This window comes from Acinetobacter sp. SWAC5 (assembly GCF_003419885.1).
In the GTDB taxonomy this organism is placed as follows: Bacteria; Pseudomonadota; Gammaproteobacteria; order Pseudomonadales; family Moraxellaceae; genus Acinetobacter; species Acinetobacter cumulans.
On record NZ_QUWR01000015.1, the window covers coordinates 55,200 to 70,664 of the forward strand.

General features: G+C 41.0%; 10 protein-coding genes. 5 read left to right on the forward strand and 5 right to left on the reverse strand.

What is annotated here, in order from left to right; all coding sequences use genetic code 11:
* Nucleotides 1-8: 8 nt before the first annotated feature.
* From DYI81_RS12005 to yccS, 4 genes are all read right to left on the reverse strand, one after another.
* Nucleotides 9-779, reverse strand: coding sequence for a YdcF family protein (locus DYI81_RS12005; RefSeq protein ID WP_117007635.1), 771 nt, complete (start codon nt 777-779; stop codon nt 9-11).
* 119 nt (nt 780-898) lie between these two features.
* A complete protein-coding gene (locus DYI81_RS12010; RefSeq protein ID WP_117007636.1) occupies nt 899-3,523 on the reverse strand; it encodes a sulfite reductase flavoprotein subunit alpha in 2,625 nt (874 codons plus the stop codon).
* 184 nt (nt 3,524-3,707) lie between these two features.
* Nucleotides 3,708-4,268: a hypothetical protein gene (locus tag DYI81_RS12015; RefSeq protein WP_106985059.1), complete on the reverse strand. Its 561-nt coding sequence runs from the start codon at nt 4,266-4,268 to the stop codon at nt 3,708-3,710.
* Nucleotides 4,269-4,353: 85 nt separating this feature from the next.
* A complete protein-coding gene (gene yccS, locus DYI81_RS12020; protein ID WP_106985058.1) occupies nt 4,354-6,528 on the reverse strand; it encodes a YccS family putative transporter in 2,175 nt (724 codons plus the stop codon).
* Nucleotides 6,529-6,670: 142 nt separating this feature from the next.
* On the opposite strand from yccS, the gene DYI81_RS12025 reads away from it, so the two are divergent.
* Nucleotides 6,671-7,882: a multidrug effflux MFS transporter gene (locus tag DYI81_RS12025; protein ID WP_117007637.1), complete on the forward strand. Its 1,212-nt coding sequence runs from the start codon at nt 6,671-6,673 to the stop codon at nt 7,880-7,882.
* A gap of 50 nt (nt 7,883-7,932) precedes the next feature.
* On the opposite strand, the gene DYI81_RS12030 is transcribed toward DYI81_RS12025, so the two are convergent.
* Entirely contained in the window at nt 7,933-8,640 is a 708-nt protein-coding gene (locus DYI81_RS12030) for a nitroreductase (RefSeq protein WP_117007638.1), read from the reverse strand.
* A 718-nt stretch (nt 8,641-9,358) separates the two neighbouring features.
* On the opposite strand from DYI81_RS12030, the gene DYI81_RS12035 reads away from it, so the two are divergent.
* From DYI81_RS12035 to DYI81_RS12050, 4 genes are all read left to right on the forward strand, one after another.
* Nucleotides 9,359-10,666 (forward strand): DcaP family trimeric outer membrane transporter, encoded by a 1,308-nt coding sequence (locus DYI81_RS12035; RefSeq protein ID WP_117007639.1) that lies wholly within the window; start codon nt 9,359-9,361, stop codon nt 10,664-10,666.
* A 477-nt stretch (nt 10,667-11,143) separates the two neighbouring features.
* On the forward strand, nt 11,144-12,385 hold the full coding sequence (gene gltS, locus DYI81_RS12040; RefSeq protein WP_117007640.1) for a sodium/glutamate symporter: 1,242 nt from the start codon (nt 11,144-11,146) through the stop codon (nt 12,383-12,385).
* Between the two features lie 68 nt (nt 12,386-12,453).
* Nucleotides 12,454-13,929 (forward strand): alanine/glycine:cation symporter family protein, encoded by a 1,476-nt coding sequence (locus DYI81_RS12045; RefSeq protein ID WP_117007641.1) that lies wholly within the window; start codon nt 12,454-12,456, stop codon nt 13,927-13,929.
* Between the two features lie 350 nt (nt 13,930-14,279).
* Nucleotides 14,280-15,257, forward strand: a complete 978-nt coding sequence (locus DYI81_RS12050) for a patatin-like phospholipase family protein (protein ID WP_106985052.1) — start codon at nt 14,280-14,282, stop codon at nt 15,255-15,257.
* The last annotated feature ends 208 nt before the right edge of the window (nt 15,258-15,465 follow it).

A 15,465-nucleotide genomic window follows, 5' to 3' on the forward strand; every position in this document is an offset into this window, starting at 1 on the left:
GGTGCTGATTAATATTCACCTAATGCATATCCACTGATATAGGCAAAATATTCTCTTAGCCAAGCGTTATAGCGTAAGTATAGCGGTGTTGGAGCGGATACTGCATATACCTGACGATATGCTTGGTGGTGGGCTATTGCGATAGCACGGGGCAGATGGAAGTCATTGCTGACCACTGCAATGGGTTGATTTAGGTCAATTCCTAGCTTTGCTAACACTGTTTTACTATAGGCAAAATTGAGTTCGGTGCTGGTACTTTTTTCTTCTAAATAAATACGTGAAGCTGGAATGTGCTGCTGTTGTATCAGATAACGTTGCATAACCGAAGCTTCAGATAGTGTTTTATTGAGTCCAATTCCACCAGTCATTATCAGTGGGATATTCGGATGATCAGTTGCTAATCGAGCTGCGGTGTTTAAGCGTTCAATGACAGCAGGAGCTGGTTGGTTATTTTGAATACCGCCGCCCAGCACAATAATTGCTTTTACATTTGGAATGTACTGCGTTTGATTACTGTAGTGTTGCATATAAGCAAAAAATCCCAGCAAACTAATAAGCCACAGCCAAAATATTCCCCATAAACACATCCAACTACGTTTAAACCAGATTTTTTGCTGATATAAGATCTTAATCTGAGGGCTTAAAATAGTAATTAGGATTAACGTAGCTCCAAGCAAGAGTGGAAACAGCACCCCAAAATGGTCTTCGCCTAAACAAAGTAGCCAAATGCTGTCGATGCAAAGCAGTAGACCAACGATTAATACAACTATTCTTTTCATAATGGATTAGGAGTTAGGTGCTCAAGATATCTGTGGCAAGTGTACTGGGTTTGGCGTGCATAAAAAACCGAGCAATGATGCTCGGTTTCTTATTCAACAAGTTATGCCTTCCGAGTGCATTAATAGACATCTCGACGATAACGGCCTTCTTGTTTTAATTGATCAATGCTTGCTTCGCCCAAGATATCTTGTAGCGCTTGATCTACATCGGTTGCCATTCCTTGAATGCTACCGCATACGTAGATTACAGCACCTTGTTCAACCCAAGTGCGAAGTTCATTGGCTTGCTCACGAAGTTTATGATGAACATAAACTTTTTCTGCTTGGTCGCGTGAAAAAGCAAGGTCAAGGCGTTTCAGCATGCCAGTGTTTTGCCATGCTTCTACTGTACTTTGATAGAAGAAGTCATGTTCACGTTGACGTTCGCCAAAGATCAGCCAGTTTTGGGTAAAGTCTGAGCGAATACGTGCACTGAGTAGACTCATAAGCCCAGCAATCCCTGTACCATTACCAATTAAAATTACGGGACGATTGTCGGAAATTAAATGGAAAGATTCGTTGGTACGAATACGCATAGCGATTTGCTCACCTACCTGCGCATGTGCTGTTAACCAACCCGAACCTAGACCTAATTGACCTTGGGCATCAGATTGTTGGCGTATCACCAAACGCAGTACATGCTGTTCTGGAATACTGGCAATCGAGTATTCACGTGATGGTAGGCGCGGGAGCTGTTCAAGCAAATGATCTAAGTTGGCAAAGGGCTCAACTTCAATTGTTAAATCACGATCCCATAGCATCTGTTCAATACATTGCTGTGTAGTATCCACGATGGCATGCGGCGCAATATGATGTTGTTGCATGAAGGCGTGAATGCGTTCTTGGCTATTGGCTGGTTGTATCTCGGCAATATCACCTGCTTGCCATTGCACATCATGCGTGGCTTGCAACTCAATATTAAATGCAGGCGCGCCCAAGCTATTGGGGTTAAGTAACGTGCGTTGTTTTAGCTGCCATTGATCAAAGGTTTTTTCAATGCTCATGGCTTGTAATTCAAGCTTTGTGCTTTTGGCTAAGGCCTGATTCCACTGCTGAATTGCTTGTGCATTGGCATTGTCCACTTCAATAAGAGGGAACAAAGCTTGAGCAGCATTTTGCTTCAACCATGCATCGAGACGATGACCAAAGCTACAGAAAGTCTCAGTATATTCTTGTGAGCCCAAAGCCAAAACAGCATAACGAACATGGCTTAAATCCAGTGTTTGCGTCATGATTTTTTTCTCAAAACTTGCCGCTAAATCAGGTGCTTCACCTGTACCATAGGTGCTGGCAACCAATAAGATTTGGCTATTGGATTTGAGATCATCTACGGTGACGTGTTGTAGTGCTTTAACGGTCGCGGGTTGGCGAGCTTCTTGTAGACTTGTTGCAGTACGCCAAGCCAATTGCTCAGACACGCCTGTTTGCGAAGCGTAGATTACTAGCCAAGGGCTTGCATTCGGATCAAGGCTGACCGCTGTTAAGCTTTGACGTGCCTCTTGTGTTAAGCGCTTTTGCTTACGGCGTTTGAGATACAGCATCCACCCCGTTACAAAGAACAATGGCATGATCAAAGATGACAGCATGGCAAAGAACTGATAAACAGGCCCGAAGAAACTACCACGATGCACAGGAAGCATGCTCGTCATAATTTTTTCATTCAGCTTTTTATCTTCATACAGTTCTAATTTTTCAATAGATGTCGTTTGATAGTTATAGCTAGCTTTGTTGCGTGCACGTTCGTGCTGTGGCACAGCGTCTACAAAGGTGAGTTCGACCGTACCATTTGATTTTTTAGGAATATTCAGCGTTAAACTCGAGTATTCACGTCCAACCTTTTGGTTAAAGCCAGTCCAGGTTTGTGTAAGCGCAAAGCTGATTTGTTCTGGTGCTAAGCCTTTTTTCTCAGATGGATTATTTTTACCTTCGGAAGTAGGGCCTGTGCTTTCAGCCCGTTGCGCATTTGTAGGCGATCCTTTAGCTTCTGAACCTTGTGCTCTTGGACCTGCATTGGCTTGCATTTCAGGTTGTGGACGCTCTACACCTAAAACTTTAAACATGCCATCACGCCACCAGCCATAAGACCAATACAAGCCTGTACATGCCAAAACTAAATAAAAAATAACCACCCATGTGCCAATAACGGCATGTAAATCCCAAATAAAATTACGACCTTTTAATTGGGGTTTAACTGCAAACCATTGCTTTATAGAATGCTTTTTTGGCCAGCGTAAGTACAAGCCACTGAGTAAAAAATAAATCAAGATGAGCGTACAAGCGCCTGTAATTTGTTTACCCACAGGGCCAACGGTTAAATTACGATGCAATTGCTGAACAAATTGGAAGAATTCTCGGCCTTTAACTTCTGGAAGTACCGTTGCGTCATAAGGATTAATCATCATGTTATAACCACGACGTGCACCTTCTTTGACGATATTCACAGTAGACGATGCAGAGGCTTCTGATTCAATCGTAATGCTATTAATTTTGATTGAAGCATCTGTACGCTGAAAATGTTGATAAATTTCAGCAGGTGTCATTTTGGGGGTATTGGGCACCTGAACCGTATAACTGTCCGCATTGAGCCACTTTTGGATGGGCTGTTCATAAGAATACAAAGCGCCAGTAATACCCATGAGGGAAAGAATCAGGCCGGCACTAATACCGAAAAACCAGTGGAGTTGGAAAAGGATCTTTTTAAACATGCGAGGGGTGGCGTGAGGGTTCGAAATGAGAACTATTATAATCTGAGAAAGTGTAAAAATAATGTGGATTACAAATAATATTTATTCTCATTTACATTTTAATGCATTGATTCAAATTTTTAAGAGAAGGATCAAGCATAAAAAAGCCCCCAAAGAGGAGGCTTTTTTAATTCAACAGCAAGAATTAAACAGCTTTTGCTTCGCCTACAGTTTCTTTTAAGTGTTTGCGAATCGTGTTGAATGAGAAGTTTTTACTGTCTAGGCGGTTAGGTAAAATATATGCACCTTGTTGGCCTTTAATTTTAAAGTTCACCAAGATGAATTCAGGTGTGTTGTACCATTCATAAATGTCTTTCCAGCCCACAGTCATATTGCCCATTTGTAGGCCAACTTGTTGCTGCATCGATAGACCATGTGGTTGTACACCTAAGCGTAAACCTTTGATTTCTTGAACAGGTGTTTCTTTCAGTTTACGTTTAACATACCACTCGATACCAAATTTGCGTACCAAGAAGTAAATCACAACACAGACGATAGCAACCCAACAGAAAATAGTTGAATAGTTTTTTAATAAAATGATGCCAGCCATCGCAAGCACTAAAATAGCGCCCATGATGATCCATGCTTTGGTGCCAATTTTGAAGTTGCTACGTGAAAGAACCAATTGCGCATTGCGTTGTTCTTCTTCAGAAACTTCATAAGGTATAGGCTGTAAAGTGTAGGCGTATAAGTTTTTCGCGGTCATAGTGAAACTAACAGATTTTTAACTCCCAAAAGTTTAGCATTATTTATGCCGATTCAGGGAGCATATTGTGTCAAAAATACTCAAATTATAATGAGGCCAATTCAGTCGACTTTTGATCATGGTCATGACTTAAATTTTGCTTTAACTGACTGAGTTGTTTCAAAATACTAAACATTAAAGACAGTTGTTGCAAAATGATCAGTGACTTTTGGTCTTCATCATTTTGTAGTGCTAAACGCTGACGAATCTGACTAATCATATTCTGTGCGCTTAAGTCTGGGACTTCATCTTTTAACAGAGCACCTTGAATATCATCCAGTGCTTGCGCCATCAGTTGTAAAATTTCAGGATCTTCAATTTTTGCACGATGTGCACCTAAGGCAGCAATATAACTAATGAAAGTATGGTTAAGACATAAAAATTCAAAAGCGAGCGCCTTTTGATGGCTGTCAAAATCAGGTTCTGTGGCAAGCGTTGAAATTAAAGAGGCGACATCTGCATCGGTATTATGCGCAGCGCGACGTACAATGCGATAATTTAAACCATTGTTGCGGCCATGTTTATATTGTTCTACCACCTCGGTTAAATAATCACACTGTGCTTGTAATGAACGATTGATGGTGCGCCCCAGACGGCGGAATTTCCAATCGGGGAAAATAAAACTCACACCAAACCAGGCCAAGGCACAGCCAATTAAAGTATCAATCATACGGGGCATGGCTGCTTCAAAGCCTAGACCATCTAGATTAAAGTTTATCAGCGCTAAAATGGTGATAAATGCAGTGGCTTGTGCATATTGCTTACTGCGAAGCTCAAAAAATAAAATACCACTCAAAATCAGTAGGAGCAGTTGACCTTCGACTGAGGGAATAAAATACAAAATTGCATAACCCAAGATAATCCCAATCAGCGTCCCGACAATACGTAAATACAGGCGACGTTTAGTGGCGTTAAAGTTAGGTTGGCTGACAAACAGCGCAGTAAGCAAAATCCAATAGCCATATTCAATATTGGTTAATTGCACAAAGACATAGCCAATAAACAGCACAACGGATAATCGGATGGCGTGACGGAACAGCACAGATTCAGGTGTAAGATGTTGTTTTACTCGTACGACGACGTCATCCCAGCCTTTGAGATCATCATCTTTGAGTTGGTTTTCGACATGTTTCACTTTATCAAATTTAATATGACGCTCAGTTTCAACGTTTTGTAATTGCGAGTCGATGGCTTTTAAATTTTGGTACAGCGAAAACAGCGCATTGACCCACACTTGGTCATAGTGTTGTTCTGCGCGTAGTTTATCCAAAGAATGGCGTAAATTACGAAATGCATGTTTGAAGCGCGTATTATGATGATAGGGTTGACGATGTAAAATACTGATACTTAAATCTTTACAGGCTTTGGCTTGAATGGAAAGCACACGCTGAAAACGAAATAAAATGTCGCTATGTTCAAAAATCTTGGCCAGCTTTTGGTAGTCAATATGTGCAGAATCGGCACGCTCATGAATATCTTGTGCGACAAAATAATATTGCAAACTACGACGCGTATCTTTTTGACCACGATCGCCTTTAAGTCGGGTCAGGAGCGCTGTTTTCATGTCATTAAAAATGGCAATCAATTTACCGTTTTCTAAAGACAGCTCAATCATACTTTGCTGATAACTTGTGGGCGTCATATCGACATCAAACAAGTTGGATTTGGCAAAGAGGAAATCGCCTAAAGATGAATAGCTTTGAGCTAACTTATCTTGTGCTTGGCGTACAGGAAAGAGTAAAAAACTAATGGTCGAGATTAAGCCATACCACATGGCTCCAATAACCAGCAGGCCTGCTTGGGTGTACCAATGCTCAAATAAATGCACACCTAACATAGAATAAACAGAAATCACTAAGCAACCATAAGAAATGGTGGCATAACGTCTACCCAAAGAACCCAATAAAATCCACCCAATACAGGACACAATCAGCCCAATCGCAAAGAGGATGGGATAAGGAAACAACACATAAATGGAAACAGCGGTAATGAAAAAGCCTATATAGGTATAAAGCTGATTCATAATGCGGACAGAGAAGCGATCGTCAATATCACTGAGGCCTGCTGCCACCACACCCAAGGTTAAGGGAATGGTATACAGTTGGTTACCATAGAAATAAGGGACGAACGCAGTCCCTGCAAATGCAATCAGCATCCGCAGTGTGTACATAAAGGTGGTGTTATAGGTTGCCTGCTGAATGCGGCTAAGCCAAGAGTTCAATGTCGATCCTTTACGTAGCGATAGACTGAGTTACAGTGCTGAGAATGTGTGAAATTTCACGATGGTCTTAGTCAAATCATACTATGAGCAGTGTAAACTTGTCTTCATAGTGCCTATTTAAAAATGAAATACCAATATCAATATGCAGAAGAATATCACGACACCCACAAGTTACTCTAAGCCTTGGATTTTACTCTTAGCGCTCCTTACGTCTTTAGGGCCACTTTCCATTGATATGTACTTACCCGCATTGCCCGAAATGGCGATGGACTTGGGGGTAAGTACGCAAATGATTTCCAATACTTTACCTGCATATTTTTTAGGTTTGGCTTTAGGGCAGTTAATTTATGGACCCGTGAGTGATCGTATTGGGCGTAAAAAACCACTGTATGTTGGCTTGAGTTTGTATGTTGTTGCTAGTTTGATGTGCTACTTCGCGCAAAATGAATGGAGTTTAATTGCCGCACGTACTTTACAAGCTTTGGGTGGTTGTGTAGGTGTGGTCATTGCCCGAGCAACGATTCGTGATCGTTTGGATGTACAAAGCTCAGCGCAAGCCTTTTCGAGCATGATGATTGTGATGGGGATTGCCCCAATCTTAGCACCAACGATAGGGGCTTGGATTTTAGGATTTTTTAGTTGGCATGCGGTCTTTGGCTTCTTGGCTTTTATGGGATGTGTATGTCTATTCTGTGTGCATTTTTTCTTTAAAGAAAGTTTGCCCACCAGTCGACGTTTGGAGCTGAGCTTTAAGCAAGTGCTACAGCTGTATGCCACAATTTACCGAGACAAACGCTTTTTATACCCAATGCTGATTGGTTGCTTCTCAGGTGGGATCTTGTTTTGTTATATCAGTGCATCCGCGAGCATTTTGATGGTTGACTTTGCCATGTCGCAACAGCATTTTGCTTATGCCTTTGGCTTTAATGCCTTTGGGATCATGTTGCTATCGACATTGAATAATGTATTGGCAAATAAAACCACGGTATATGGGCGCTTAAAACTAGGATTGAGCATTCAAAGTTTTGGGGTGCTAGTTTTATTACTCAGTGCAGTGTTTGTGCAGAGCTTGCCTTTGGTGATGTTGGGTATGTTCTGTGCGGTATCTGGCATTGGCCTTACAGGTCCGAATGCAATGGCTTTCGCTATGTCACATCAAGGTGCACGTGCGGGAACAGCCAGCGCCATTATGGGCAGTATGCAATTTGCCTGTGGCTTATTGGGTGGCGTGATTCTCAATTTCTTAATGTGGAGTGCACAGCTCAATATGGCTGTGCTGATGCTTGGTTTTGTTGCTGTCGCATTTATGGCTTATCGATATATGCGCATTGATCAGCAACGAACTGCAAGCTAAATTGTCGCTGGGTAGCTGTACGGAAGTATGATGAAATACCCAACACGGGCTTATTCATCTACAAATACGGCAAACTCATCGACTGCAACACGCGGCGTTAAAAACTGATTCACAATCGCGTCAGGATCTGCGTAGCCCAAGGCCATGCCACAGACCAATTCTTCATCTGCGGGTGCGCCAATCGTATCTAAAACTAGCTGATGGAAATGATTCCAAGCGGCTTGCGGGCAGGTATCAAGGCCACGTGCTTTGGCAGCCAGCATGACATTTTGAATCATCATGGCGATATCCATTTTAGAGCCGATCGCTAAAGATTGGTGTGCCGTAAAAAATAGCCCGACAGGCGCATCGAACAATTTATAGTTACGCAGTTGCTGCGCCGCCATTTTTTCTTTTTCGCCTTTTTGGATGTTGAGTAAGCCATACAAGCCCCAGCCATTTTCACGGCGACGCTCAATAAATGGCGAAAGCCACTGCTGTGGATAATAGGCAAAAGTTTCTTGGTATTGCGCTGACAAAGCAGGGTTTACAAATAACTCATTTTGGGCTGTACATACACGTTCAACTAAAAGGTCGCGTGTTTGACCACGTACCACATAGACTTTCCACGGCTGGGTATTGGTTCCTGATGGTGCACGACTGGCAACATGCAAAATCTCTTTCAGCATTTCGGTAGAAATAGGGGTATCTAAAAAAGCACGTACAGAATGGCGTGACCTGATTACGTGGTCGACAGCTTGGGTGAGAGACGAATTCATGGGCATCCTTTTATTTTAAAATTGTGATTTTTTATGGCTGTCTTGGACTGAGCAGTGCGTAAGTTAGCTCGTTTATTTACTGCGCTGTGTTGAAATGTGCAAGATTGTGCGCTGTGTGGAATAAAATTAAAACAGAGTTGATGAATGGTTAAATACCTTTTTGATATAAAAATATACCTAAAAGGTTGGTGGTGGGTCGAAATGTGCAAGCATTAACGTATGGACATGACAAAGAGATGACAGGGCATCAAGTGTTTAAGCTGTGATGCGACATAATCAAAGCATACGATTGAGGGTTTATGCCAAGCTTCGTAGAAATATTGCGTATAGCTAAGACTAAAGCAGTGATGGTCAGGCTGGGTAAATTTAGCTCAAATATCCAACATCTTTGATGCAATGCAGTTGTATCGATAGAAGGGAGTAGGTTGTTTGTATGGATATTAACCTATTAAACATAAAAATGGACGAGCTTCACGCATAATGCGAAAGCTAATTTTTCTAAGAACTCTTCCTAATTTGCTCGATTAGTTTATATGATTAAATTATAAAGCAATGGGGTAATGCTTAGAAAAATTAATATAGAATCTGCACATCACCTGTGGGGGAAAGGGATTTTACTTAAAATGTAAAATTTCAAAAAATAATCGTCTTTCAGCATAATTTTTGCATGCGATGTATGCAATTTAAAATTTAAAACAAAGATTTCTTTGGAGGAAATATGAAACTTGTACAGCTTAAAGCGCCAGTACTTAAAGTGAGTTTAGCAGCGGCCGTTACTGCAATTATGTTGAGCTCAGCGCAAGCCGCAACAACTGAACAAAAAGAAATTGCACAACTACGTGCAGAAGTTGCCGAGCTTAAGGCATTAATCCAACAACAACAGCAAGTACAAGTTCAGCAACAAGCTGACATTCAACAAGTAAAAGCACGTCCAGCACCAGTGGCTGCACCAACTGCATCACCATTGTCTGGTTTTAAATCTAAAGCGGGTGCAGAAGTTAACCTATATGGTTTTGTACGTGGCGATGCGAACTATATTATTGAAGGTGCAGACAACGACTTTGGTGGCGTAAACTCATCTAAAAATGACGTGAGCGACAAACTCCGTTCAACTGCAAAAACAACACGTCTAGGTTTAGACTTCACTACCAATGTCGGTGAAGGCAATAAAGTCGGCGGTAAAGTTGAGGCTGACTTTGCCGATCCAGATAGCGTTAAGGGTGAAGGTTTCCGAATTCGTCATGCATATTTAACCTATAACAACTGGTTATTCGGTCAAACAACTTCTAACTTCCTATCTAGCCATGCGCCTGAAATGATTGATTTCAGCACAAACATCGGCGGCGGCACCACTCGTGTACCGCAAGTGCGCTATAACTTTAATCTTGCGCCGCTGACACAGTTGCTGGTTTCTGCGGAAGAAGGTGACAGCAAAGCGTTTACTGCTGACGATTTAAGCTACCGTGTTCCAAACCTGACTGCGAAACTGGTTCATGGCTTTGCTGACGGCAAAGGCACAGCTTCTGCCCGCGCATTGGTGGAAAACTATAAATCTAAAGCTGCCGATGATACAGAAACCGCTTGGGGTCTGGCTGCCGGCGCGACTTATGCTGTAAATGATCAGCTGAAACTGAACGGTGATGTATCTTATAGCCAAGGCAACAGCAACTATTTATATGGCGCAAATTCAGCATATATTGTTGATGGTAAAAACATTGAACAAAATGAATTTACTGCTGTACAAGTGGGTGCAACCTATAAATTTAACGAAAAACTTCGTTCAACTTTAGGTTATGGCATTATTTTAGCGGATGACGATACTAAATATGCAAAAACACTTAAAGCTGCTTCAGATGACAGTGCAAATGCCAACAAAGAACTACAACAGGCTTGGTTAAACATTATTTATTCACCAGTTAAACCGATTGAGCTTGGCTTGGAATATGTAGACGGCAAACGTGAAACATTTGCAGGTAAAACATTTAACGATGACCGTGTTGGTTTAATGGCAAAATATAGCTTCTAATACTGAAGTATTAGATGGTTAATTAAAGCCAATATAAAACAGGAGCTTAATGCTCCTGTTTTTTGTTTTTGAAGTAAATAAAACTTAAAATTGAGTAAAAAAACAGCGTAATTTAAACACTTTATTGTAAATAAAGAAGCAATTGTTTCAAAAAACTGCATAATGTCCAACTTTTCTTCATATTGAACTTTTGGCAGTGATATTTCTGCATCAATATGAAATGGAATCTGTGCTTTAAATAAGCCAACTCCATAATTTGTGCCCTAATTTCATTTTGTGGGCATTGCGATCATTCCAGCGGGCTTTAAATCAGTGGCTGTGAATGGGAAGTCTAACTCAAGAATGCACGAAGTTTGTATGACTCAAGCTTTTGGATACGCTGTACTTTAAGTTACTAAAATGAGCTTGAAGTCTAGTCTAATTCAATGGCTTATTAATCATATAACAACAACTAAGTGCACCTTAAGGATAATGATGATGGAATTAACATTTAACGCATTTTATACCTTGATTGCGGCTGTGATTGTGCTATTGCTCGGTCGCTTTTTAGTGAATAAAATCGATTTTCTTAAGCGCTATAATATTCCAGAACCTGTTGCAGGTGGTTTAGTCGCTGCCATTCTCTCTCTTGTTGTGCACAGTCTATGGGGATTTAGTATTTCCACAAGTGCACAACTACAAACCAGTTTCATGCTGATCTTCTTTGCTTCTATTGGCTTAAGTGCGAACTTTGCAAAATTAAGAGAAGGTGGTATTGGTCTGGTGATCTTCTTGATTGCTATATCTACTTTTATTGTCGTGCAAAACGCAGTAGGGATGAGTTTAGCAACTCTCCTAGGTCTAGATCCTTTAATTGGTTTAATTGCGGGTTCAATTACCTTAACGGGCGGACATGGTACAGCAGGTGCTTGGGGCGAAATCCTTGAAACCCAACATGGTATTCAAGGTGCATTGGCCTTAGGTATGGCGAGTGCGACCTTTGGTTTGATTATTGGTGGTATTATTGGTGGTCCTTTAGCCAAGTTACTGATTAACCGTCACAATATTTCAGCACCACGTACTCAAGAGCAAATTGCGCAAAGCGATGAAACACCACTGACTGATATAAATTCGACAGAATATGTTCCATTTGAATATCCACATCGTGTTCGTTTAATTACTGCAGATAATGCGATTACAACGTTAGGGCTTTTTGCTGCATGTTTGGCCTTTGCTGAATTTATGACGACTTATAGCAAGGGTACATTCTTTGAATTACCGACCTTTGTTTGGGCACTAGCAGGTGGTGTTATTCTGCGTAATGTGCTCGAAGGTATTTTTAAAATTCAGATCTTCGACCGTGCTATTGATGTTTTTGGAAATGCTTCATTGTCTTTGTATTTGGCGATGGCGCTTTTATCTTTAAAACTTTGGCAATTGGCCGACCTTGCAGGTCCACTTGTTGTAATTTTGGGCGCGCAAACTTTAACAATGGCCTTGTATGCAGCCTTCATTACTTTCCGTGTGATGGGCAAAAACTATGATGCTGCCGTATTGGCTGCAGGTCACTGTGGTTTTGGTATGGGGGCAACACCGACTGCTGTTGCAAACATGCAGGCCATTACCAATATGTATGGACCTTCACATAAAGCCTTTTTAATTGTTCCGCTGTGTGGTGCATTTTTCGTTGATTTGATTAATGCGACAGTCATTCAGCTAATTCTTAAATTCTTCGCTTAAGAAATAGAAAAAAGCCTCTTTGTAGGCTTTTTTCTCTATAGAGTCGCTTAAAATTTGGGATATTCAGAATGAACGATCAACTTAATGACACCTTGCTACAGTGGATTAATACCTTAAATACCCCATTGTGGGATTTTTTGGTGGTGTTCTTGGTTGCTGTTGGTATTTTTTATACGCTGGCAACAGGTGCAGTGCAAATTCGATTATTTGTACACAGTATTAAAGTCATGAAGGGAAGCCGTAAGGCGGGTGATGATCAACATGGCATTACCCCCTTTCAGGCATTTGTAACTGGCCTTGCTAGCCGTGTGGGTGTGGGTAATGTTGCAGGTGTTGCCATTGCCATTGCAATTGGTGGTCCTGGCGCCGTATTTTGGATGTGGTTAACCGCATTTTTAGGCATGAGTTCTGCTTTTGTAGAGTCCTCACTTGCGCAACTTTTTAAGGTACGTGATAGCCAAAATAAACTGTTTCGCGGTGGGCCAGCATATTACATTAGCCAAGGCTTAAAACAAAAATGGTTAGGGATTGTGTTTGCCATAACCCTTATTTCGACCTATGGCTTTGTATTTAATGCGGTGCAAGCCAATGCTATTACGGGTGCAACTGCACATGCTTGGGGATGGGACAAAGCTAACCTTGTTTTAAACCTCGGTGGCTTTGATTTTGTAGTTTCATGGGTGGGAATTTGTCTAGTTGTACTCACGGGTGTGCTTATTTTTGGTGGTATTAAGCGTATTGCCAAAGTTGCTGAAACCTTTGTACCTGTAATGGCGATACTGTATTTAATCGTGGCCCTATATATTGCCGTGATTAACTACGATATTTTACCGTCAATCTTCCAGCTCGTTTTTAGTAAAGCTTTTGAGTTTGATGCCGCTGCGGGTGGTTTCTTTGGTGCTATGGTCTCTATGGCCATGATGATGGGTATCAAGCGCGGTTTGTTTTCAAATGAAGCAGGCATGGGGTCTGCACCCAATGCAGCAGCAGCCTCTGATGTGAAACATCCTGTGAATCAGGGTTTGATCCAAATGTTAGGCGTATTTGTTGATACCTTTGTGGTGTGTACCTGTACGGCGATTATTATTTTAGCATCAGGCTTATATGAAAACGCTGGCTTTGAAGGGGTGACATTGACGCAAATGGCCTTAGAAAGCCAAATTGGTTCATGGGGCGATGACTTCCTAGCGATTATTTTGTTTATGTTTGCGTTCTCATCTGTGATTGGTAACTATGCTTATGCAGAAGGTAATGTACAGTTTATTAACAATAACCGCCGTGTGATGTTTAGTTTCCGTGTGATTGTGCTGGTGATGGTCTATATCGGTTCAATTATGAGTGTACCTGTGATTTGGAACCTTGCAGATTTGTTTATGGGTGTGATGGCAAGTATTAACTTATTTGCAATTCTATTGTTAACACCATTCTTATTGATGCTGATGAAAGACTATTCATCACAACTCAAGAAAGGAGTAAAAGAGCCAGTGTTTAAATTAGATGATCATCCAAAATTTAAAGACAAAGTAGACTCTGATATCTGGTAAATTGCATCTCTGCGGAAGCAATTTCAGCATGTAAAAAGCCCTAATTCAATTGGGGCTTTTTATATGGGAGCTACATCATGCAGAACATGTATACATAGCGATGCCGATGATTAAAATTTTATCATGATGCAAGATGGTCAAGACATTAAAATAACTGACCCACTTGTCATCATTCTCTATGGTTTCTCCATGATTTAAAGCACAGAGTGACTTATACTTTTTGTAATAGAGTCTTAACGTTTCATAACAGTGCAAATTTAGGGATCGTTCTAGACTAGGCGTCTTTATAAAACGAATAATATGTTGGATCAAGTGTCGTGAATATAAACACAGTTTTAATAACGTGTCTGATGACTGGCGTTGTGGGTTGTCAGAGTATTGGTGCACAAGCCACAAAAGCAACAGATCAGGCCTTAATATCGAGCTCAAAGAGCACACAGGGTTCAGGTGAAATTGCGGAAGCCCATGTGGTACCGAATCAGGTCGATTTTAAAAAATTAAAACAGCAAAACAAGCGTCCAATCGTCGCATTGGTCTTGGGTAGTGGTGGTGCACGTGGCTACGCCCATATTGGTGTTATTCAAGTGTTAGAACAACACGGCATACGTCCAGATTTTATTGTTGGTACCAGTGCAGGCAGTATTGTGGGTTCAATCTATGCCTCTGGGAAGTCTGCAGATGAACTACGTGACATTGCATTGAATATGAAGCCTGCAGATGTTCGCGAGATTCGTTTAGATAAAAAAGGCGTATTGGATGGCAAAAAAGTAGAAGACTATGTCAATACGCAAGTCGATCATGTCCCTTTAGAAAAGCTCAAAATCCCAATGTATGTGGTGGCAACCGAACTGCAAGAAGGACATAAAGTGGTGTTTAATGCAGGAAATACAGGACAAGCTGTACGCGCATCCGTATCAATACCGAGTATGTTCATTCCTGCAGTAATTCAAAAGCAAGAATACGTTGATGGCGGTTTGGTGAGTCCAGTGCCTGTGGACACTGCACGCGAACTAGGCGCTGATATTATTATTGCTGTCGATATTTTGGCGAAGCCTATTCATACTGAAACCAGTAATGTATGGGGCTTGTTTAACCAAAACATTAACATCATGCAGTTTTATTTAGCCAAAGAAGAAATGAAACGCGCAGATGTTGTGATTCAGCCAGACTTACGTGAAAAGGCACATATTTTTGATGTGAAAGGCCGTGAAGCGACTATGCAGGCTGGGGTGGAAGCAGCAGACGAAAAGCTTAATGAGATTTCATTGGCTTATGCTAAACACCACTATCCGCTGAATCAAAATATTCAATATACAGTTCAGCAGTAAGGCCTAATCTATATAAGTCAACTGGGTTAATTTATTAAAAAAGAGTAGGTATATACCTGCTCTTTTTTTATAGTGCAAAAAATCATATTCAACTGAAGTTTATAGTCTGCAACTTTTTTAGTTCAAAATATTTAATAAAAGCAGAATATATTTGATTAAAGCATTGAATTGTATTTATTATTTTTGATTAATCTGTAAAAGATTATGA